This is a genomic window from Pseudomonas sp. 67(2021) (assembly GCF_017491835.1).
GTDB classification, from domain to species: domain Bacteria; phylum Pseudomonadota; class Gammaproteobacteria; order Pseudomonadales; family Pseudomonadaceae; genus Aquipseudomonas; species Aquipseudomonas atacamensis.
This window is the reverse complement of sequence record NZ_JAFGYL010000015.1, coordinates 62496-84344: the sequence shown is the minus strand read 5'-3', so window position 1 is coordinate 84344 and position 21849 is coordinate 62496. Positions and strand designations below refer to the sequence as shown.

Here is a 21849-nt window from a genome sequence, read left to right as displayed (position 1 = left end):
CGTGACCGGAATGGGGGGCTTGTTAGCTATGAGGCGGGCGTGAGGCTGGAAGTTCGATCGGCTTTTAAGGGTGATGCAAAGCCAATGTGGGAGCGAGCCTGCTCGCGAAAGCGGTTTACCAGACACATCAATTTTGACTGTGCCTCCGTCTTCGCGAGCAGGCTCGCTTCCACAGGGAACTGCGCTTACTTGCCCGGGGTGAGGGTCAAACGGGTCTTGCCATACACCCGATCAAAGTTCTGCGGCTGCATCGGCAGGCCGATGTACTGACCTTTCAGCCACGCATCGATCCCGTTCAGGTAATTCGGACTCAGTGGATTGCCCGACTGCCCCGTACCGTTCTGCGCCATCAATGGCTCGCTCTGGCCGAAGTCGACGATAAAGCGCATCGACGGCGCGCGTGTGGTGGCGAAGTCCTGGCCCCAGGCAAACGCCGAGCTGTTCAGCGTGGTGTGATCGCCTCCAGCCGCCAGCGGCCCGCGTACAGTCTGACCGTTGCTGTTTTTCCACGCATAGCTGTGCAATTTGCCCCACTGCCAGGCGCGATGATCGCCGCCCAACTGGCTGTCGCCCGCTGTAATCGCTGCAGCGAGGCTGCGGGCGAGAATCACCGCTTTATCTTCCTTCTGCGGCGTGCGCAGATCATCCCAGAACGGACTGTCCTCACGTCCCAAGAGATGATCGGCCTGCGCCGCGTAGGACAGATCGCCATTGGCGACAAAGGCCTTCCACGCCGGGCTCGATTCAGGACCCAGTTCATCGAGGAAGAGCTGCTTCATGCTTTCCTGCAGAAACAGTTCATAAATCGCGGCATCCGCCGAGGTCGGGCTGAGCTTGCCGTCGAACGCCATCAAACGGGTGAAGGCTTCACGAGCCTTGCTGCGTTCGGCGTCCGGCAGGGCGTCGATCGCCTGTTTCAGCGGTTGCTTCATCCCCGGTGCTTCGAAGACTTTTTTCAGCTTGGCGGCGAAGGTGGTGGTCTGGTCGTACTGCATGGCGATCACGCTGCGGCTGTCGTGCTTGCCGCTGCCAGCCATTTCCGCCAAGCGTTCGCCGCGCTCCGGTGCCGCCCAGGATTTCGACAACTGCATGCCGTAGCCGTCGGGGATGACGCGCTGGTTGGCGATGCCGAGCCAGCCTTGTGCCGGGTCCTGATCGTAGGGGTGCAGCATCGGGTCGGCGTAACCGTCCCAGTCGTAGCGACCGTCCCAACCCGGCGAGGGCAGCAGGCCTTCGCCTTCGCGACGGTTGGGGAAGCGCCCGGTGACTTGCCAGCCGATATTGCTCGCATCGGCAAAGACCAGATTCAGGGTAATGGCGCGGATTTCACGGCTGGCGTCCGAGGCGCGCTCGACGTTTTGCGCTCGGGTCAGATCGAAGAAGGCATCCAGCGTTTTGTCGTCGGTGAAGCTTGGCGTCTGCAAGGCGAGGCCGAAACCGCTGCCTTGCGCCGCTGCCTGGGCACTGTTGAGCAGCGCGCCGTGACGGGTTTCGTACACGGCTTCGCGAATCGGCCGCTGGCCTTTGACGAAGTAGGTCTCGTTGCGCACGCCCAGCGGCTGCCATTTGCCGTTGACTTCGTAAGTGAGGCTGCTGCCCTGACGGCGGATTTTCTCGAGGAACAGGTCCTGATTGTCGCCGAGCACGCTGGTCATGCTCCACGCCACTTTACCGTTGAAGCCGCCGAGCACCATCGGCAGACCGGCAACCGTGACGCCGGCCGCCTGATATTTCGGCGCACGTATCTGCACGAAACTCCACAACGACGGCGCGGCCAGTGGCCCGTGCGCATCGCTGGCCAGCAGGCTTTTGCCGCTGCGGCTGCGTTGCGGGGCAATCGCCCAATTGTTCGCAGTCGGCGTGGCGAGCAGGTTCAGCGCCGACAGTTGCTGGCTGGCGCTGCTCAGTTCCGTCAGCCCCGGAATCTGCCCGTTGAGCTTAAGGCCTTGCAGTTTGTCGGCTTCAGCCACTGGCAGGTTTTCATCAGGCGCCGACGGGCTCAGCCAGGCGAGTTTGTCAGTGGTCACGGTTTGCGCGAGCACCAGCGACTGGATTTCCTCCGGCAGGTTGGCCGACTGGCTGAAATTCAGCAGGGCAAAAATCAGCGCCGAATCTTCCGGTTTCCAGTATTCGGGCTTGTAACCGCTGGCGGCGAGGTCGCCCGGCAACTTGTCGGCGTAGCGGAACAGGTAGGCGTTGACGCCCCGTGCATACACTTCGAAGAAGCGCTTGAGCCGTGGCGACGAGGCCTTGTACAGCTCGCCGGCGCTCTTCTTCAGATTGACCGCGCGCATGTAGCGGTCGGCATCGAGCATCGACGCGCCGGACATTTCCGCCAGCCGGCCCTGGGCCAACAGGCGCAGGGTGACCATCTGGTTGATGCGGTCGCTGGCGTGGACGTAACCGAGACTGAACAGCGCGTCATGGAAGCTGTTGCTTTCGATCAGCGGCATGCCCATCGCATTGCGCCGCACCGAAACGTTCTGCGCCAGGCCCTTGAGCGGTTGCACGCCGGAGGTCGGCGGCAGGCTGTCCTGGGCGTTCCAGGTCTGGCAACCGGACAGGCCGAGGACACCGGCCACTGCTGCGGCAACGCCGAACCGGGGAAGAAAATGTGAAAGGGCTGGCGAGGCCATGGCGAAGCTCCTGCGGGGGTATAAGGCTGGGGGCGCAATAAAGCCGCTACGTTAGTGACGGCGCGAGAGCCGCGCAAGCGGGGCGAGTGGTTATTTATGCAGTTGTCGGCTGATCGGTCAGAGGTGTGACAGTTGCTCGGGGGAAAGCGCTGATGTTGAACTACGGAACAAGTCCCGTGCCCTGTCAGGAGAAAGATCGCTATGGAGCTTCAGAGCAACACTGCGCTGATCATCATCGACCAGCAGAAAGGCATCCTGCATCCGCGTCTGGGGCGGCGGAATAATCCTCAGGCCGAGGAAAGAATGCTTGAGCTACTGGCGCTGTGGCGCCTGCGCGGGCGCCCGGTGATCCACGTGCAGCACTTGTCGCGCTCACCTGATTCGGTGTTCTGGCCCGAGCAGGACGGAGTGGAGTTTCAAGAGCGATTTGTTCCTCGGGACGGGGAATGGCTGGTGCAGAAACAGGTGCCGGACGCGTTTTGTGCCAGTGGGCTGGAGGCGCAGTTGCGTGAGGCTGGGATCGGGCAACTGATCATCGTTGGTGTGGCGACCAATAACTCGGTTGAGTCGACGGCGCGCACTGCGGGCAACCTGGGGTTCGACACATGGGTGGCAGAGGATGCATGTTATACCTTCGACAAGGCCGATTATTTCGGCACACCGCGTACCGCTGAAGAGGTGCACGGGATGTCGCTGGGCAATCTGCATGGGGAGTATGCGACGGTGGTCGGCTCTTCCCAGATTCTGGCGGCGGGCTGAAGTTTTGTAATGGAGGCGCCGCCGCCTTCGCGAGCAGGCTCGCTCCCACAGTGACCATATTTCTTCAGATGAAACGCGATCCCTGTGGGAGCGAGCCTGCTCGCGAAAGCGGTGTGTCAGGCGAAGAAGACCTTCGCCAGTGACATCAAGCGCCGTGGCATTTCTTGAATTTCTTGCCGTTGCCGCATGGGCAAGGGTCGTTGCGGCCGACGTCTTTCAGGGCGTTGCGCACCGGTTCCTGGTGGGCGTGGCCGCAGTTCGGGCCGTGGACATGGCCATGGTCGTGATCGTGATGGTGGTCATGATCGTGGTTGCAGTCAGGGCCATGGACATGGGGTTGCTGGGTCATCGAGGTCACTCCGGAGTTAGATCGGCGGGGATTATCACGCCATTGCGCTCAAGGTGCACGTAGTGGGCGATGAATAAACCGGTTTCCATTTCGCCCTGCAATCGATAGGGAATCTGCTGGTTCGGATTTTTCAGCAGTTTCACCACCTGTTTCACCTTCGGCCACAGGTTGGTGCGGATCGGCACTTTGAAGTAAGCGCTGCGCTTGGGCCCCACGGTAAACCAGTGCTCATGCTCGCCTTCGGTGAGCAGCATGTCGGCCAAGTGAATCCGGTATTCGAGGCCGCGCACGGTCAGGTCGCTGTCGTTGGGATTGTCGACGCGAAAGTGCAGGATGAATTTCTGTTCGAGCAGTTTGGCCCGCACCACCTCGACTTTCACCAGATGCACGGCGGGCTCGACGCTGTCGTCGCTGAACCACGAGGCACAGCCGCCGAGGTTTACGATCAGCATCAAGAGCAGAAAATGTAATGTGCGCCGACGACCGAGCATGAAATTGACTCCCTTTGTGCCCAGTCTAGACCTTAAAAGATTTCAGCCTTCGGCTAATCCCGTGTAGGAGCGGCCGAAGGCTCGGGCCGCGATCGGACGATCTTTTGATCTTCAGCTCAAGCGCCGAAATAACCCGAACAACACTTCTTGAACTTCTGCCCGCTGCCACACGGGCAGCCGTCATTGCGCCCCAGCTTCATCTGCACCGTCGGATCGATGAAGTACCAGCGCCCGCCGTTCTGGACAAAGGATGAGCGCTCGCGATGGCTGTGCTCGCCCTGGCTGTCATGCCAACGCGCAGTGAAGGTCACAAAAGCGTGTTCCGGCTGGCCGCCGAACACTTCCGAGTTTTCAACCTCAAGGCCGAGCCAGGTGCTTTGCGCACTCCAGTCGCTGATCGATTGTCGATTCAGTCCCGCCTGCTGCGCGGGCAGGGTAGTCGCTACCAGATAGTCGATCAGCCCCAGCACATAAGCGCTGTAGCGCGAACGCATCAAGGCTTCGGCACACGGTGCCGGGTGGCCGTCGTGATAAGGGCCGCAGCAGGCGTCCAGCAGATTGCCGCTGCCGCAAGGGCAAATGGCTGTACTCATTGCATTACCACCAGTATTTCCCGAAGTTTTCCGGATTGGCCCAGAAGCGTGAATTGAGCCAGTCGGGGACTTGTTTGTAGTCAAGCAGATCGTAGGTAAACAGGGTCAGCACCTGCTCGTCGCGCTGGAAACGCTCGCTGGCCTGCAGGGCCAGCGAATAGAAATCGGTTTCCTGCCAGCCACTGGCCGCCAGATCCGCCAGCACCGCGATGCGACTGGCGTTGAGATTGCGGATACCGCCCAACATATTCAGGCCGTCGCGCTTGGGCAAATGTTCCAGGCAATCGACTACCAGCGCCAGATCGAAGCGTAGCGCGGCCAGCTCAGCCGGCAGTGCGCCGGGTGCGGCATGGGCGACCACGGTGTCTGGATGCGCGTCCTTGAAAGCGCTCAAGGCGGGAAATTCGCTGGCGCCGATCAGCAGCAGTCGGGCCGGGGCGTAGCGATCCAGCAAAGCGGCCAACGCCTGTTGTGGCGTGCGCGAAGAAATGGCGGCGTTCATCGAAGCTCCTCAGTCAGAAGGCCAAGACTAGCCTGCCAGACCTCGTCGGCAAAGCGCCCGGTGGCGGCGGTTTTCGCCAAAAGAGGCAAACCCCTGTGAACACGGTCGCAAACAGCGGTGGCCTATTGCTGGCGGAGATTAAAACTCCGGTCTTTACTCCCTGAATCGGTTTTAAGCCGATCCCTCAGGAGAAAACTAGATGAGCATAGTTCGGACAGCATTACCCTTGGTTCTGCTAACCAGTGTGTTGACTGGTTGTGCAGGTTTGCAGAAAACCGACTGGCCGACCTGTGCGGCGGTCGGCGGTGTGGTCGGTGCCGGTCTCGGCGCGACGGAAAGCGCATCGTGGGCTGGCTACGGTGCGCTGCTGGTCGGCGGTACGGCAGCGGCTTACTGCTGGGTGCATGGTGATGGCGATGAAGACGGCGATGGCGTGCCGGACAGTCGCGACAAGTGCCCGGGCACGCCAAAAGGCGTGCAGGTCGATGCTGACGGTTGCCCGCCACCGACGCCTGCGCCAGTGGTCGAAGAAGCGGTTGTGGTCAAGGAAGAAACCATCGTCATTCGTGATGTGCATTTCGAATTCGACAAAGCCACGCTGACCGGCCCCGACAAGCAAGTGCTGGACAAGGTCGCCGATCGCCTGAAACAGGAATCCTCTACCGCGCAACTGACCGTGACCGGTCACACCGACAGTGTCGGCAGCGATGCCTACAACAAGAAACTGTCGGATCGTCGTGCGCACTCGGTGGTGGAATACCTGATCCAGCAGGGCGTTCCACGTGCCAGCTTTGTTTCGGTGTCGGGCCTTGGTGAAAGCCAGCCTGTGGCTGACAACAAGTCGGCTGATGGTCGTGCGCAGAACCGTCGCACCGAAATCAAAATCGTCCGCTAGCCCCTCTCGCATCCGCGGCTTGTGCAGTCGCGGATGCGGGTCTTTACTCCTGTGTAACCGGTATGGGCCGGTACACAGGAGCGTTCACAAATGCGTCTTTTCTCAAGGTCCGTCTTGCCGGTGCTGCTGCTTGGCAGCTTGCTCACCGGTTGTGCCACTCACAGCGATGGCACCGCCCCCCTCAATCAACGTACGTGGCCGATCTGCAGCCTGCTTGGCGGCCTGGTCGGCGGCGGTCTTGGCGCCATTGAAAGCGCCGGCTGGGCCGGTGGCGGCGCGGCATTGGGTATCGTCACCGGCGGGCTGATCTGTTACGCCCAGGATGGCGACGAGGACAGCGACGGCGTTTTCGACCGCCGCGACCGCTGTCCGGACACACCGGAAAATACCGAAGTCGATCACCGTGGCTGCCCGCTGCCGCAATATCCGGCGGCAGTCAAACCGGTCGAACCGGCGCCGCAAACCGAAGTGATCACCTTGAGCGATGCCGGCAACGTGCTGTTCGATTTCGACAAGTCCGATCTGACCCCGGCGGCCAAAGCCCAGCTCGACACCTTGATGGACAAACTGCGTAATGCCGACGTGGTCAGCATCAAAGTCATCGGGCATACAGACAGCAAAGGCTCCGACGCCTATAACCAGGCTTTGTCCGAGCGGCGCGCGAGCAGTGTCGCAGCGTACTTGCTCAGTCAGGGCCTGGCGCCGAACAAGCTCACCAGCGAGGGTCGAGGCGAAAGTGAGCCGGTCGCCGATAACGCCAGCGATGAAGGTCGCGCGGAAAATCGCCGGGTCGAGCTGCATATCAATCGTTAGGAAAGGTCTGAAGTCCGCCGGCTAGAGCTGCCGGGTCGAGATCGTCGCCCCGGCAGCCATTTCATCAGCGTTTGCACAAATTTCATTTTTCCCTCTGGCTTATCCCCCGCAGAAGCCGGTACTGTGCGTGCAAAGAATAATTCGCAACACGGGGGAGCGTATGAAGGTGTTCTGGGGGCTGGGGCGTTTGCTGACCCTGCTGTTCTGCTGCGTGGTACTGGCCAATCAACTGGTGCCGTTTGTTCATCCGCTGCATCTGCTGGTCAATCTGGCCGGCGCTCTGTTGTTGCTGATTCATCTACTCGAAGTGCTGCTGTGCAACCGCAGCCTCAAGGGTCGTCCGCACCCTTGGCGTGATCGTGGCCGCATCCTGTTGTTCGGCGTTTTCCACCTGCAAACCATCCCGGCCCCGGCCGCTCCGGAGGCTTCTTCCCATGCGTAAACTCTGCCTGCTCGCTGCATTCATCAGTCCACTGGCCTGCGCCCAGGTGGTCAACGTGCAAAGCAATTCTTTGATGCGCTTGCCCAACACCACCAGCACGCTGCAACTGGAGAAACTGGAAGTCGCCGATTACGGCACCTTGCTGATCCCGTCCAACGTGACTGAATTAAACATCGATGAACTGCGTCTTGGCCATGAAGCACGTATTGCTATCGTTCCGGCTGAACAAGCGCTGGAAGTGAAGGTCAAGCGCGCTGAATTGAGCGAGGGCAGCCAGATCACCGCGCGCGGCGCCCCCGGCACTTATGAAAAAGCGGCCCGGGCCGGGCGCAATCTGAATCTGCAATTCCAGGCCCTGAGCGCGCCGCAACTGACGGTCGATGCCCGTGGCGGCAGGGGCGCGCCAGGGTTCGTCGGCCTCGACGGCGGCAACGGTGAAGATCCGGGCTGCACCTATGGCTCGGCCGGTCACGGTGCCGATGGCAGTGACGGCAGCGATGGCCAGCCAGGCGCGCCGGGTGCGCTGGTGCGACTCGCCGTACCACGGGATTTTCCAGCCGAGCTGATCAAAGTCAACGTGGCTGGCGGTGCGGGCGGCCCGGCGGGTGTCGGCGGCAAGGCGGGCAAGGGTGGCAAGTCCAAGGGCTGCCTGGTGTACCGCGCTGACGGCGGCAAGAACGGCAAGGCCGGCGTGGATGGCCAGCCGGGGCCGGAGGGAGCGGCGGGTTCGGTTACCGTGCAACGCCTCTAAAACTGCGACCCACTCTCTGATCAATAAAATGCTTTGGTGAGTGAAGATCTTTGGTGAGTGAAGATCTTTGGTGAGTGAAATTATGTGGCGAGGGGATTTATCCCCGCTGGGTCGCGAAGCGGCCCCGCTCTAAAAATCAAAAGCGGGACTGCTACGCAGCCCAGCGGGGATAAATCCCCTCGCCACAACTGTGTTCACAGCAGAACAAGAGTGCGATTCAGAGCATCGGTCTCGCCGCCGCTACCGCCACCAGCACCAACCCGACCAGCAGATTGAGCCCCACCACCCGCCGAATCCGCCCCAGCACCGCCGCACCCGCCGGCCAATCCTTCGCCTCAACCGCCTTGCGCAATTCCGGCAGCATCAACCCCTGAATGCGGATGAACAGTGCCGTCATCACCACATACAAACCGATCATCACCTGCACGTACTTCGGCGCGGTTTCCAATCCGACCTGCTGCAGATGCAGCATGCCCACGCCGCTGATCGGCAACAGGATCACTGCGACCCAGACCCAACGGAAAAAACCTTGAAACACTTCCACCCACAGGGTCAGGCGAGCTGGGCCGTCCAGAGCCTTCACAGCCGCAGGGCGCAAGACCATCCAGGCGAAAAACATGCCGCCGACCCACACCAGAGCGGCAAGGACATGCAGGGGGTAAACGAGGCTAAAAGGTGTCATTCGGGCACTCCGTTCTGCGCAGGATCGATTAGGCAGGTATGATAGCCGCCGAACCAAACTACTGAAAATTTATCCAGCGTTTCCAGCGCCCGACACTCAATGATCAGCACTGAACTCAAAACCACGATCCAGGGCGCTTATTCGCGTTTTCTAGAGGCCAAGAGCCTCAAGCCGCGTTACGGCCAGCGCCTGATGATCGCCGAAATCGCCAAGGTCCTCGGGGATATCGACACCGATGACGAAGGCCGGCGCAGTGGCGACCCCGCGATTGTCGCGGTGGAAGCCGGCACCGGTACCGGCAAGACGGTGGCCTACAGCTTGGCGGCGATCCCTACGGCGAAACTGGCCGGCAAGCGTCTGGTGATTGCCACCGCGACCGTCGCCCTGCAAGAGCAGATCGTCTACAAGGATCTGCCTGATCTGATGCGCAACAGCGGGCTGAATTTCAGCTTCGCCCTGGCCAAGGGCCGTGGCCGCTACATGTGCCTGTCCAAACTCGACATGCTGCTGCAGGAAGGCCACGCACAAACCGCCACCGCGCAGTTGTTCGAAGAAGAAGGCTTCAAGATCGAAGTCGACGAGGCCAGTCAGAAGCTGTTCACCAGCATGATCGAAAAGCTCGCCGGCAATAAGTGGGACGGCGACCGCGACAGCTGGCCGAACGCGCTGGAAGACGCCGACTGGGCGCGCCTGACCACTGATCACAGCCAGTGCACCAACCGTCATTGCCCGAACTTCGGCCAGTGCGCCTTCTACAAGGCCCGCGAAGGCATGGGCAAGGTTGACGTGATCGTCACCAACCACGACATGGTCCTGGCGGATCTGGCGCTAGGCGGCGGCGCCGTGCTGCCCGACCCGCGCGACACAATTTACGTGTTCGACGAAGGTCACCACCTGCCGGACAAGGCCATCGGCCACTTCGCTCACTACACGCGCCTGCGCTCCACCGCCGACTGGCTGGAAACCACCGCCAAGAACCTCACCAAGCTGCTGGCCCAGCATCCGCTGCCGGGCGATCTCGGCAAGCTGATCGAGCAGGTGCCCGAGCTGGCACGGGAGATCAAGACCCAGCAGCAGTTCATGTTCACCGCCTGCGAGCAGATCGCCGATTTCAAACCCGGCGAAGACGTCGAAGGCCGCGAACGTCCGCGACATCGCTTTGTCGGCGGGGTGATTCCCGAGGACATGCGCGAGATGGGCATCGAGCTGAAAAAAGGCTATTCGCGCCTTAACGATCTGTTCCAGCGCCTGACCGATCTGCTCAAGGAAGGCATGGATGGCGAGGTCAATATCGGCATCGCCAGCAATCAGGCCGAAGAGTGGTATCCGCTGTTCGGCAGCCTGTTGTCCCGCGCTTCCGGCAACTGGGAATTGTGGACCGCGTTCACCGCCGAAGACCCGGAAGACAGCCCGCCAATGGCCCGCTGGCTGACCCTGGCCGAAAGCGGTTCGCTGTTCGATATCGAGGTCAACGCCAGCCCGATTCTGGCGGCGGAAACCTTGCGTCGCAGTTTGTGGAACGTCGCTTACGGCTGCCTGGTGACCTCGGCGACGCTGACGGCGCTGGGCACTTTCGACCGTTTCCGCATGCGCGCCGGTCTGCCGAAAAAAGCTGTCACGGCGGTGGTGCCGAGCCCGTTCCATCATGCCGATGCTGGCGTATTGCGCGTGCCGGACCTGAAGGCCGACCCGCGCGATGCCGCTGCCCATACGGCGGCGATCATCCGTGAACTGCCGGATCTGGTCGAAGGTTCCCGTGGCACGCTGGTGCTGTTCTCCTCGCGCAAGCAAATGCAGGACGTGTTCGACGGTCTCGACCGCGACTGGCGCAAGCAAGTGTTCATTCAGGGCAACCTGTCGAAACAGGAAACCCTCAACAAGCACAAGGCGCGAGTCGATGGCGGTGATTCCAGTGTGCTGTTCGGCCTTGCCAGTTTTGCCGAGGGTGTCGATTTGCCGGGTGCCTACTGCGAGCACGTGGTGATCGCCAAGATTCCGTTCTCGGTGCCCGATGATCCGGTCGAGGCCGCGTTGTCGGAGTGGATCGAGGCGCGTGGCGGCAATCCGTTCATGGAAATCTCCGTGCCCGATGCCTCGCTGAAACTGGTTCAGGCCTGCGGGCGTCTGCTGCGTACCGAAGAAGACCGCGGCACCATCACCTTGCTCGACCGGCGTCTGGTCACCCAGCGCTACGGCAAAGCGATCCTCAATGCGTTGCCTCCTTTCCGACGTGAAATATCCTGAGACACGGGTGGGCCGATTGGCCCGCCGCGTTGTCTATCTCTCTGCCACCGCTTTTCCACTGGCCTTGACTGGTCGTTAGGGAGAACTCCGTTCTTATGATCCGCCGTTCGTTGCCCGCTGTTTTCGCCATGTTCTTTGCCGCGCCGTTGCTGGCCGCGCCCGCCGGTCAGCAGACGCTGTTCAACTTCGTACGCCCGGCCGACGTGGTCAAGGTCGCCACGGAAAACGCCGACCTGCCCCAGGCCAATGCCGAACAGACCGCGGAAGGCGAAGTGCTGCGCCGGGTGACGTTCAACCCGGTCGCCCGGCCGACCTTGCGCCTGACTCCGCAGACCGGCGCTTGGGACTGGTCGCAGTCCGGCATGATGACTCTGCGACTGCAGAGTGCGATGAACTGGGCGGTGACGGTTTATGTGCAGATCCAGAGCAACGACGGCCGCACCCTGGTCAGCCGCGTCGATCTGCCGGCTGGCCCCGCGCAAACCTTGCTGGTGCCGCTGGTGGCGTCGACGCCGCTGAGCCAAGGCATGAAAGCCGGGCCGCCGATGCCGATGACCGTCGATGGCCAACGCATCCTGCTGGCCAGCAGCACCGGCGAGATCGACCGCAGCCAGGTGGTTTCGGTAAGTCTGTCGATGGATCAGCCGAAAGTTGCGCAGAGCCTGTTGCTCGAGCGTTTCGGCGTGCAGGACGGCGAGTCGGTGACGCGCGCGGTGTACGGTAATCTGGTCGATGCTTACGGGCAGTCAACCCGCAGTAAATGGCCGGAAAAAGTCAGCAGCGACGAGCAACTGAAAAGCGCCGCCAGCAAAGAGCAGCAACAACTGAATACGTGGCTGGCCGAGCGTGAAAAGGCTTCGCTGGACAAGTTCGGCGGCTGGAACAAGGGCCCGGCGTTCAAGGCCAGCGGTTTCTTCCGCACGGAAAAACGTGATGGCCGCTGGTATCTGGTGACCCCTGAAGGCCACCCGTTCTATTCGCTGGGCGTCAACACCGTCAGCCCGCAGGTCAACCAGACCTACGTGGCTGGTCGTGAGTACATGTTCGAATCGTTGCCGAAGAACGACGACCCGCTGGCCGCGCATTTCGGCGAGGGCGACAACCGTGGCGGCAACGGTGCCGATCAGGGGCGTGGCTACGGCAACGGCCGCTGGTACGACTTCTATGGCGCCAATCTGCAACGCCTGTACGGCGAATCGTGCAAGGCGGACAGCGACAACAAGGCCGGGATTGCCGAAGCGGCGAAGGCGGGCGCGGCTGAGGCCGGCTCGGTGCAGGCTGCTGAGACTGCAGCGGTGCCTGCCGAGCCGAAATCCGGTATTGCCGAAGCGGCGCAGACCGATGCGGTGCAAGCGTCCAGCGAGGAAACCGCCCCGTGCAAAGCCAGAATTGATGAAGAACGCTGGACCCGCCATACCCTTGATCGGCTGCAAGCCTGGGGCTTCAACACGGTAGGCAACTGGAGCGCGCCGTCGCTGGCGGATGCTGAGCGCGTGCCGTACACCTTGCCGCTGTCGATCGTCGGCGATTACACCAGCATCAGCACCGGCAGCGATTGGTGGGGCGGCATGCCGGATCCGTTCGATCCGCGTTTCGCCATGGCCACCGAGCGCGCCGTGGCCATTGCCGCCCGCGATCACCGTGACGATCCGTGGCTGATCGGTTATTACGCCGACAACGAACTGGCCTGGGCTGGCCCTGGCGACGATCCAAAGGCTCGCTACGCGCTGGCCTACGGCACGTTGAAAATGACCACCGACGTGCCGGCCAAACGCGCCTTTCTCAAGCAATTGCGTGACAAGTACCGCAATCAGGCCGGACTGTCCAAGGCCTGGGGTATCGAGCTACCGGCGTGGGAGTTGATGGAAGATCCAGGCTTCGTGCCGCCACTGCCGAACCCGGAGCATCCGGAGATCGAAGCGGATTTCAAATACTTCCAGAAGGTTTTCGCCGATACCTATTTCAAGACCATTTCCGATTCGCTGAAATGGCACGCGCCGAACCAGATGCTCCTGGGTGGTCGTTTCGCCACCAGTACGCCTGAAGCCGTGGCCTCCTGCGCGCAGTACTGCGATGTGTTGAGCTTCAACATGTACACGCTCAAGCCGCAGGACGGCTATGACTTCGCCGCGCTGGCAGCGCTGGACAAACCGGTGCTGATCACTGAATTCAACTTCGGCTCGGCCGACCGAGGGCCGTTCTGGGGCGGCGTGACGCAGCTGGCCAAGGAGGAAGATCGCGGTCCGGCCTATGCCAACTTCCTCAAACAGGCGCTGAGCGAACCGTCGATTGTCGGCGTGCACTGGTTTCAGTACCTCGACCAACCGGTGACCGGGCGTTTGCTCGACGGCGAGAACGGCCATTTCGGTCTGGTCGGGGTCACTGACCTGCCGTATCAGGGTTTTGTCGAGGCGGTGCGTAAGAGCAATCTGCAGGCGCTGGAGCAATTGGGCAAGGAGGCGCAGAAAGCACCGGTTGCAGAGATTGAAGGCGGGCGCAAGGCCGAGGCTGGCAAAGCGCCGGGGGCTGCACAGGCGGGTGGGCATTCGGGGAATGGTCACTAGGTTTCAGACCGCGTTATCGTTCTTCGCGAGCAGGCTCGCTCCCACAGGGGATCTGCGCTGCTGTTGAGATCCAGTGTGGGAGCGAGCCTGCTCGCGAAGGGATCAACACAAATTGCCGATCAACCGTCTGGCCCGCGCCTGTTCCCAAATCCCTCAAGGGCTGGAACAATGCGGGCCACTTTGTAGAGCGTTTTCGCGGGGGAGTTGCGGGTGCAGATTCAGGGACATTACGAGCTTCAATTCGAAGCGGTGCGCGAGGCTTTCGCCGCACTGTTCGACGATCCCCAGGAACGCGGCGCAGCCCTGTGCATCAAGGTCGGTGGAGAAACCGTCCTCGACCTCTGGTCCGGTACTGCCGACAAGGACGGCGCCGAAGCCTGGCATAGCGACACCATCGCCAACCTGTTCTCCTGCACCAAGACCTTCACCGCCGTCACCGCGCTGCAACTGGTCGCTGAAGGCAAGTTGCAACTCGACGCCCCGGTTGCCCGCTACTGGCCGGAATTCGCCGCCGCCGGCAAAGAATCCGTCACCCTGCGCCAATTGCTCTGCCATCAGGCCGGCTTGCCGGCGCTGCGCGAACTGCTCGCCCCTGAAGCCCTATACGACTGGCAAACCATGGTCGACGCCCTTGCGGCCGAAGCCCCATGGTGGACGCCCGGCACCGGTCACGGTTATGCCGCGATCACCTACGGCTGGCTGGTCGGCGAATTGCTGCGCCGCGCCGACGGTCGTGGGCCGGGCGAGTCGATCGTCGCTCGGGTCGCCAAACCGTTGGGCCTGGATTTCCACGTGGGCCTGGCCGACGAAGAGTTTCATCGCGTGGCGCACATCGCCCGTGGCAAGGGCAACGCCGGCGACGCTGCGGCGCAGCGCCTGCTGCAAGTGACCATGCGCGAACCGACTGCCATGACCACCCGTGCCTTCACCAATCCGCCGTCCGTGCTGACCAGCACTAACAAGCCGGAATGGCGACGCATGCAGCAACCGGCGGCCAACGGCCACGGTAACGCGCGCAGTCTCGCCGGGTTCTATGCCGGCCTGCTCGACGGCAGCCTGCTCGAGAGCGAGATGCTCGAAGAGCTGACCCGCGAGCACAGCCTTGGCGACGACAAGACCTTGCTCACCCGCACCCGTTTCGGCCTCGGCTGCATGCTCGATCAACCGGACGTGCCCAACGCCACCTATGGCCTCGGCCCCCGCGCGTTCGGCCATCCGGGAGCGGGCGGCTCGATCGGTTTTGCTGATCCTGAGCACGATGTGGCTTTCGGTTTCGTGACAAATACCCTGGGGCCTTACGTTTTGATGGATCCGCGCGCGCAAAAACTGGCGCGGGTGCTTGCCACTTGTCTGTAAAGCTTCAACAGAGGTTCCAGGGTCGGAACCTCGAAGGGATTTTCGTTTCAAAACGGCTGTTTATCCGGGCGAAAGTGCTCTGATTTTTCATTACTTCATTTTGTGGATTTTCAATGTCATCTAAAAAGACCCTCGCCCTGGCCCTGTGTGTAGCGATATCCGGTTGCGCACAGACTCCGAAAAACGATGCAGATGGCGGCAGTTGGTGGCCGTTCGGTTCTTCCGACAAAGTTGCGGCTAAGGATCCGGCTCCGGTCCCGGCTCCGCTGAAACCTGCGGCGACTGCGCCAGTGGCCAAGGCTGAGAGCAGCAACCCGTGGTACTGGCCGTTCGGTTCCAGCGACGAAGCGGTCAAGGCTGATCTGAAAGCCGAGGTCAAACCTGAAGCCAAACCGGTCGAGGTGGCCAAAGCCGAGGCGCAGTCCAATGGCAAATGGTGGTGGCCGTTCGGCGGCAAGGATCAGCCAACCGCCAAAGCCGTGCCGATGCCCGATCCGAAGGTGACTCAGGCCTGGCTCGACGACTACGAGCCGCGTCTGCGTGAAGCGGTGAAGGACAGCAATCTGCAACTCGAGCGTCGCGACAACGTACTGGTAGTGACGGCGCCGGTCGAAGGCTCGTTCAATCCGGACCGCCCGGCGATGCTGCTGCCGGTCACCCTTGGCCCGTTCACTCGCGTAGCGAAAATCCTTGAAGCCGACCCGAAAACCGCGGTCCTGGTGCTCGGTCACAGTGACACCAGCGGTGCTGCGCCGGCCAACGTCAAGCTGAGTCAGGAACGTGCGCAATCGGTGGCGGCGATCTTCCGCCTCAGCGGCTTGCAACGTGATCGCCTGATGCTGCGCGGCATGGGTTCCGAAGCGCCGCGTGCGGCCAACGACAGCGTTGAAGGCCGTGCCTTGAACCGTCGTGTCGAACTGCTGGTGACGCCGCAAAACACCATGGTTGCGCTGCTGAGCAAATACAACATGCCAGCGCCGAAGCCGGTGACGATGGTTGCTGCGCAAGACGTCAAGCCAGTGGCCAAACCCGCCACCCCAGCGCCTGCTGCCAAGAAAGCTGCTGCCCCTGCGGCGAAAAAAGCGCCAGCCAAGAAAACCGCTGCCAAGGCTCCGGCGAAGAAGGCCCCGGCCAAGGCTCCAGCGAAAAAAACTGCACCAGCCAAAGCCGCCGCGACCGACAAGAAAGTCGCCGCAGCCGACGCTGCCAAGAAGTGATCCGCTAACGAAAAGGAATCCGCCATGACCCAGGCTCTGGCCGATATGCGTCGCGACTACACCCGTGACGGTTTGACCGAGGCGCAAGCCCCGACCGAGCCGTTTGCGCTGTTTCACCAGTGGTTCGCCGATGCGGTGAAAACCGAGCAGGCGCCGGTGGAAGCCAATGCCATGACCCTGGCCACGGTCGATGCCGACGGTCGTCCGCATTGCCGCATTCTGTTGCTCAAGGGCCTGGACGAGCAGGGCTTCACCTTCTTCACCAACTACGACAGCGCCAAGGGCCAGCATCTGGCGGCCAACCCGTTTGCCGCCATGACCTTCTTCTGGCCAACCCTGGAGCGCCAGGTGCGCATCGAAGGGCGCGTGGTCAAGGTCACGGCGCAAGAGTCCGACGCGTATTATCAGGTGCGTCCGCTGGGCAGCCGCCTCGGCGCCTGGGCCTCGCCGCAGAGCCGAGTCATCAACGGTCGTGGCGAACTGGAAGATTTGCTCAAGGCCACCGAGCAACGCTTCAGCGACAGCCAGCCGCACTGCCCGGAACATTGGGGTGGTTACCGCTTGTTGCCCGAGCGCATCGAGTTCTGGCAGGGCCGTCCGAGCCGCCTGCACGATCGCCTCAACTACCGCCTCCAGGGCACCGAGTGGATTCTGGAACGACTGGCACCCTGAGCAGTCTACCGAGCGAGATAAACGCGGATGGCGCAGGATCGCTGATTTGACGCTACCTTGAGTGGACGCTCGCGGGCATCTGTACCAGGCCTGAATGGAAGCCAATTTTATCCGGATGGTGTCGTGACAGGCGCCAGGCCACGGGGTTTAATGAACACATGTTCTTTTGGAGTTGATGCTATGCGTAAGTCTGTTCTGCTGGTTGCTTCTTTTTCGACGATGGCGATGTTGCTGACCGGCTGCCAATCGAGCCTCACCGGCGACTCCTACTCCCGTGACGAAGCGCGTCGTGTACAGACGATTCGCATGGGCACCATCGAATCCCTGCGCCCGGTAAAAATCGAAGGCACCAAGACCCCGATCGGCGGCGCAGCAGGCGCAGTGGTCGGCGGCGTCGGCGGTAGCGCCATCGGCGGCGGCAAGGGCAGCATCGTTGCTGCGGTCATCGGCGCAGTGGCCGGCGGCCTGCTTGGCTCGGCCACCGAAGAAGGCCTGACCCGCACCCAGGGCGTAGAAATCACCGTCCGCGAAGACGACGGCAGCATGCGCGCCTATGTGCAGCAGGTTCAGGAGAATGAAGTATTCCGCGTTGGCGAGCGGGTACGGATCTCCACCGTTGGCGGAACCAGCCGCGTTTCGCACTAAGCGGGAAACCGGGTAAAAGATAACCCCGATCAGGTGACTGGTCGGGGTTTTTCTTTGCTTGTGAATTGTTCGTTCAGTATGTGGCGCAGATGCCCATGAAGTATTCGAGGTGCTCGGGAAAACTGACGTTGAGCAGGTTTTCCAATGCGGTTATCTGATCCTGAGTCAACAACAGCTCGCCGGGTTCCACCTCATCCAAGGGCTTTGATTCAATGAGCTGAGCCACTTTTTCATTCATCTCGCTGCCGGTGATGTCCAGCTCGAATTGCAATGAGTCATCTTGGGCTTCGTCAGGGAAGAATCCGGTAATTGAAATAAAGCGCATGTTTCAATCCTTAATTTCTAGAAGTTTTTCGTTTTGGATCCGCAGGTCCCGTTTGTTCACCCGTCAAGTGATTGAACTCGCCTAAATGAGTCGTTCCTAATTTGTCGTATTTTTCGACGGCGTTGCTTTTGTAATCCCACTCGTAAATTCGACCTTTGCGGTCTACCCAACGTGCTCGCTGCTTTCCACCACCTTGCACTGACGACTTCGATTTCACTTTGACTGCGTCAGGGAATGCGGGCAGCGTTTTCGGATGGCCGTGATAAGCATGGTCGCGAGCACGGCTGAGCACAACATAGGCCGGCCTGACGCCCGAATCTGCCGGATACACCAAAATAAAGTCTTTGTACTCCGGTGGATAAACCGGATTCACCAGAATCCCGTCCGCCGCCTTCGTCGGTGGATACACCCAGATATGCGGTGCCTGCGGTGCGGCCTCGAGCGCTGGAATGCCGAGGATGTCCGAGCCATCCACCGCCGGGGTCCAGAGCAGTTCGACGCCTTCACCAAGATCCGCAACGAACCAGTCACCGCGTGCAGTGAACTGCACGACATCGACCATTTCCCAATCGCGGTTCTTACCGGTGTAGAAACCGTAACCCTTGAGGCTGCCATCGGCCTGTTGCTCGACGCGCAGGCGCACGCGGGTTCGGGCTTGTTTGAGTGTGCTTAGTTGCTCATCGGTGTAGAGCGCGCTGTCGCCCAGGCTTGACGGCATCAGCAGCGCAACCAGGCCCACCAAAGACGCAGCGGCTGCGCTTGATGCGAGCGCTGGCAGCGCTTCAAAAGCCGAACCTGCCAGGGCCAGACTGCCGAACCCGACCGGGATGGCGTTGGCGCTGATTTTCTTGAGGGGAATGCCGCCGCTCGCGTCGGCTTCGCGAGCGCCGAGCAGGATCAGCTCGCCGTAATCCTTCAGGCTGTCGGTCGGTACCATGCCGGAAGGATTGCTGTAATCGATAATCGCATCCGGCAACTTGCAGGACTTGGCGAATACACAGCCGGCACGCACGGCTTCAGGTTTTTTCGCCGCCACTTCACGGCTGCGCTCGAACGCCTCCTGCCGCGCCAGCATCGCGTCGTAAGCGTTTTGCCCGGCTTCGCGCTCGGCCAGTTCTGCGGCCGTCATATACCGCCAAGTAACGTGATGCCCGTCGCCCTGCGGTGGGTTTTGCACCCGGGGAATGTCCTTGTTCCGCGCCACTGATCGTCCCTTCGTTCATCGTCGACATCCCCTCGAGAAGGGGCCGCACGACGTTATCGAAGCGGGGAAAGTGTGGCTGTAGGACGGGTCGCTAATGACGTGGGGATTGTTCGCTGCGTAACTGTAAGGCTAGGAATCTGTGGCGAGGGCCAAGCTCCCTCGCCACAGGGGTTATTGCAGTTGTGAATTCTTGCGACTCGCCGCCGCCGTCACCGCATAACCAATCACCGCCGCTAGGATCGAGCCGGTGAGGATGCCCATGCGATCCATGCCGGCGTAATCACTCACGCCCGGTTCGAAGGCCAGCGAGCCGACGAACAGGCTCATGGTGAAGCCTATGCCGCAGAGGATCGCGACGCCGAGGACCTGGCCCCAGTTGGCGCCTTGGGGCAGGGCGGCGATGCCGATCTTGACCGCCAGCCAGGTCAGGCCGAACACGCCGATGGTCTTGCCCAGCAGCAGGCCGATGGCGATGCCCATCGGTACGTCGTGGGTGAAGCTTTCGACGGTGACGCCGCTCAGTGACAGGCCGGCGTTGGCGAAGGCGAACAGCGGCAGGATGCCGTAGGCGACCCACGGGTGCAGCGCGTGTTCGAGGGTCAGCAGCGGCGACGACTCGGCGTTTTTCGTGCGCAGGGGAATGCAGAAAGCCAAGGTCACGCCGGCCAGTGTCGCGTGGACACCACTCTTGAGCACGCAGACCCAGAGGATCAGGCCGATGATCATGTACGGCCCGAGCTTGACCACGCCGAGCCGGTTCATCGCCACCAGCGCGGCAATGCACGCAGCCGCCAGGCCAAGGGACAGGGTCGAGAGTTCGCCGGAATAGAAGATTGCGATGATGACGATGGCCCCGAGGTCATCGATGATCGCCAGGGTCATCAGGAACAGTTTCAGCGACACCGGCACGCGCTTGCCGAGCAGCGCCAGTACGCCGAGGGCGAAGGCGATATCGGTGGCGGTCGGAATGGCCCAGCCACTTAGGGCCGCGGGGTTGTCGCGGTTAAGGAACCAGTAGATCAGCGCCGGCACCAGCATGCCGCCGATCGCCGCTGCGCCAGGGAGGACGATTTGCGAAGGCTTGGACAATTGGCCGTCGAGCACTTCGCGTTTCACTTCCAGACCGATCAGCAGGAAGAACATCGCCATCAGGCCGTCGTTGATCCACAGCAGCAGGGGTTTGGCGATTTTCAACGCACCGATCTGCGCCACCACAGGAGTGTCGAGCAGGCCGGTGTACAGCCACGACAGCGGTGAGTTGTTGATGATCAGCGCGAGAACGGCTGCGGCGATCAATAGCAGACCGCTGGCGGCTTCCAACTGAAAGAAACGCGTGAAAGTGCTACGCAGAGGCAAGGTCGCTCTCCATCGAATCAAGAAAAAGGTGAAACACCCTAACCCGTACCGTTAGTTGTTAAAACAAAAGTTATATTCTTTTTTGTTATATGTCGTTACAGGCTGTCTGGTACGGGCAGCACTGAGCCTAGCAGTTGCCTGACACATTGAGACTCAGCTGTATCTTTGCCGCCTGCGGGATTTTTCCTAAGCTTGCGGCAGACCTTTTTCAGAAGACCGATCTTCTGGCTGATTCAACGAGAACCGAAACCATGAGCGACAACCGACAGTGGGCCCGCGAAGCCATCCGCATCATCGAGGCGGACTTCCAGCGCAGCGCCGACACCCACCTGATCCCTTTGCCGCTGCCCGGTTTTGCCGGCATCGAGTTGTATTTCAAGGACGAATCCAGCCACCCGACCGGCAGCCTCAAGCATCGCCTGGCCCGGTCGCTGTTCCTTTACGCGCTGTGCAACGGCTGGCTGAAACCCGGTGCGCCAGTGATCGAAGCGTCCAGCGGCTCGACGGCGATTTCCGAAGCGTATTTCGCGCGCATGCTCGGTTTGCCGTTTATCGCGGTGATGCCGGCGACCACTTCGAAAGAGAAGATTGCCCAGATTGCCTTCTATGGCGGGCAGAGCCATCTGGTGCAGGATCCGACGCAGATCTACGCCGAATCCGAGCGCCTGGCCCGCGAGCATGGCGGTCACTTCATCGATCAGTTCACCTACGCCGAACGTGCCACCGACTGGCGAGCGAACAACAACATCGCCGAGTCGATCTTCCAGCAGATGCGCTACGAAAAACACCCTGAACCGACCTGGCTGATCTCCAGCCCCGGCACCGGCGGCACCACCGCGACCCTCGGCCGTTACGTGCGCTATCGCCAGCACTGCACCCGCGTGTTGTGTGCCGATGCCGAGCGTTCGGTGTTCTTCGATTTTTATCAGACGGGAGATGCCAGCCTGCGTCTGGATTGCGGTTCACGCATCGAAGGCATTGGCCGGCCTCGGGTGGAAGCGTCGTTCCTGCCCAAGGTGATCGATGCGATGGTCAAGGTGCCGGACGCCCTGTCCCTGGCGGCCATGCATTATCTGGCGCAGCGTTTGGGGCGGCATGTCGGCGGGTCGAGCGGGACCAATCTGATCGGTGCGCTGATGGCGGCGCAGCAGATGAAAGCGGCGGGGCAGTCGGGGTCGATCGTGGCGATCCTGTGCGATGGCGGCGAGCGTTATGCCGACACCTATTACGATCAGGATTGGCTGACGGCGCAGGGGTATGCACTGGGTGATTTGATTGCAGCGGTGGCGGCAAGTGCCGAGCGCGGACAGGCGCTGCCGACCTCGGTGCTGCGCGCGAATATCTAAAGCCAAA

The 21849-nt window shown here is 61.4% G+C and carries 21 protein-coding genes; 12 read left to right on the top strand and 9 right to left on the bottom strand.

What is annotated here, in order from left to right:
- Positions 1–185 precede the first annotated feature (185 nt).
- A complete protein-coding gene (locus tag J5M66_RS18515; RefSeq protein WP_207808262.1) occupies positions 186–2636 on the bottom strand; it encodes a penicillin acylase family protein in 2451 nt (816 codons plus the stop codon).
- 201 nt (positions 2637–2837) lie between these two features.
- Between J5M66_RS18515 and J5M66_RS18510 the strand changes: the two genes are divergently transcribed.
- Entirely contained in the window at positions 2838–3395 is a 558-nt protein-coding gene (locus J5M66_RS18510) for a cysteine hydrolase family protein (RefSeq protein ID WP_207808263.1), read from the top strand.
- A gap of 145 nt (positions 3396–3540) precedes the next feature.
- Here J5M66_RS18510 and J5M66_RS18505 read toward each other — a convergent pair whose 3' ends face one another.
- The 4 genes from J5M66_RS18505 to J5M66_RS18490 form a co-directional block, all read right to left on the bottom strand.
- Positions 3541–3744: an SEC-C metal-binding domain-containing protein gene (locus J5M66_RS18505; RefSeq protein ID WP_003198420.1), complete on the bottom strand. Its 204-nt coding sequence runs from the start codon at positions 3742–3744 to the stop codon at positions 3541–3543.
- 5 nt (positions 3745–3749) lie between these two features.
- Complete coding sequence (locus tag J5M66_RS18500; protein WP_024011906.1) at positions 3750–4235, bottom strand: LEA type 2 family protein; 486 nt, start codon at positions 4233–4235, stop codon at positions 3750–3752.
- A 116-nt stretch (positions 4236–4351) separates the two neighbouring features.
- A complete protein-coding gene (locus tag J5M66_RS18495; protein ID WP_207808264.1) occupies positions 4352–4828 on the bottom strand; it encodes a YchJ family protein in 477 nt (158 codons plus the stop codon).
- A gap of 4 nt (positions 4829–4832) precedes the next feature.
- Positions 4833–5330 (bottom strand): DUF6231 family protein, encoded by a 498-nt coding sequence (locus J5M66_RS18490; RefSeq protein WP_207808265.1) that lies wholly within the window; start codon positions 5328–5330, stop codon positions 4833–4835.
- Positions 5331–5529: 199 nt separating this feature from the next.
- Between J5M66_RS18490 and J5M66_RS18485 the strand changes: the two genes are divergently transcribed.
- From J5M66_RS18485 to J5M66_RS18470, 4 genes are all read left to right on the top strand, one after another.
- Positions 5530–6225 carry an OmpA family protein gene (locus tag J5M66_RS18485; protein ID WP_024011908.1) on the top strand — a complete coding sequence of 232 codons (696 nt, stop codon included), beginning with the start codon at positions 5530–5532 and terminating at the stop codon, positions 6223–6225.
- A 90-nt stretch (positions 6226–6315) separates the two neighbouring features.
- Positions 6316–7038: an OmpA family protein gene (locus tag J5M66_RS18480; RefSeq protein ID WP_123442987.1), complete on the top strand. Its 723-nt coding sequence runs from the start codon at positions 6316–6318 to the stop codon at positions 7036–7038.
- A 160-nt stretch (positions 7039–7198) separates the two neighbouring features.
- Positions 7199–7480: a DUF1145 domain-containing protein gene (locus J5M66_RS18475; protein ID WP_016771375.1), complete on the top strand. Its 282-nt coding sequence runs from the start codon at positions 7199–7201 to the stop codon at positions 7478–7480.
- Positions 7473–8231 carry a collagen-like protein gene (locus J5M66_RS18470; protein ID WP_125918042.1) on the top strand — a complete coding sequence of 253 codons (759 nt, stop codon included), beginning with the start codon at positions 7473–7475 and terminating at the stop codon, positions 8229–8231. The genes J5M66_RS18475 and J5M66_RS18470 overlap by 8 nt, the downstream gene beginning before the upstream one ends.
- Before the next feature lie 217 nt (positions 8232–8448).
- Here J5M66_RS18470 and J5M66_RS18465 read toward each other — a convergent pair whose 3' ends face one another.
- Entirely contained in the window at positions 8449–8913 is a 465-nt protein-coding gene (locus J5M66_RS18465) for a DUF2269 family protein (protein ID WP_207808266.1), read from the bottom strand.
- Positions 8914–9012: 99 nt separating this feature from the next.
- Between J5M66_RS18465 and dinG the strand changes: the two genes are divergently transcribed.
- From dinG to J5M66_RS18435, 6 genes are all read left to right on the top strand, one after another.
- Positions 9013–11157 carry an ATP-dependent DNA helicase DinG gene (gene dinG, locus J5M66_RS18460; protein WP_024011911.1) on the top strand — a complete coding sequence of 715 codons (2145 nt, stop codon included), beginning with the start codon at positions 9013–9015 and terminating at the stop codon, positions 11155–11157.
- 95 nt (positions 11158–11252) lie between these two features.
- A complete protein-coding gene (locus tag J5M66_RS18455; RefSeq protein ID WP_207808267.1) occupies positions 11253–13721 on the top strand; it encodes a beta-galactosidase in 2469 nt (822 codons plus the stop codon).
- Positions 13722–13931: 210 nt separating this feature from the next.
- A complete protein-coding gene (locus J5M66_RS18450; protein ID WP_056783360.1) occupies positions 13932–15077 on the top strand; it encodes a serine hydrolase domain-containing protein in 1146 nt (381 codons plus the stop codon).
- 113 nt (positions 15078–15190) lie between these two features.
- Complete coding sequence (locus tag J5M66_RS18445) at positions 15191–16294, top strand: OmpA family protein (protein ID WP_207808268.1); 1104 nt, start codon at positions 15191–15193, stop codon at positions 16292–16294.
- Positions 16295–16318: 24 nt separating this feature from the next.
- Positions 16319–16966, top strand: a complete 648-nt coding sequence (gene pdxH, locus J5M66_RS18440; RefSeq protein WP_122612613.1) for a pyridoxamine 5'-phosphate oxidase — start codon at positions 16319–16321, stop codon at positions 16964–16966.
- Positions 16967–17146: 180 nt separating this feature from the next.
- Positions 17147–17611 (top strand): glycine zipper 2TM domain-containing protein, encoded by a 465-nt coding sequence (locus tag J5M66_RS18435; protein ID WP_016771369.1) that lies wholly within the window; start codon positions 17147–17149, stop codon positions 17609–17611.
- Between the two features lie 73 nt (positions 17612–17684).
- Here the strand turns inward: J5M66_RS18435 and J5M66_RS18430 are convergent, their stop codons facing one another.
- The 3 genes from J5M66_RS18430 to nhaA form a co-directional block, all read right to left on the bottom strand.
- The gene (locus J5M66_RS18430; protein ID WP_207808269.1) at positions 17685–17936 is read right to left on the bottom strand and encodes a pyocin S6 family toxin immunity protein; all 252 of its coding nucleotides are present in this window, start codon (positions 17934–17936) and stop codon (positions 17685–17687) included.
- Positions 17937–17946: 10 nt separating this feature from the next.
- Positions 17947–19140 (bottom strand): S-type pyocin domain-containing protein, encoded by a 1194-nt coding sequence (locus J5M66_RS18425; RefSeq protein WP_207808270.1) that lies wholly within the window; start codon positions 19138–19140, stop codon positions 17947–17949.
- A gap of 171 nt (positions 19141–19311) precedes the next feature.
- A complete protein-coding gene (nhaA, locus tag J5M66_RS18420; RefSeq protein WP_041478038.1) occupies positions 19312–20496 on the bottom strand; it encodes a Na+/H+ antiporter NhaA in 1185 nt (394 codons plus the stop codon).
- A gap of 251 nt (positions 20497–20747) precedes the next feature.
- On the opposite strand from nhaA, the gene J5M66_RS18415 reads away from it, so the two are divergent.
- Complete coding sequence (locus J5M66_RS18415) at positions 20748–21842, top strand: PLP-dependent cysteine synthase family protein (protein WP_125918052.1); 1095 nt, start codon at positions 20748–20750, stop codon at positions 21840–21842.
- The last annotated feature ends 7 nt before the right edge of the window (positions 21843–21849 follow it).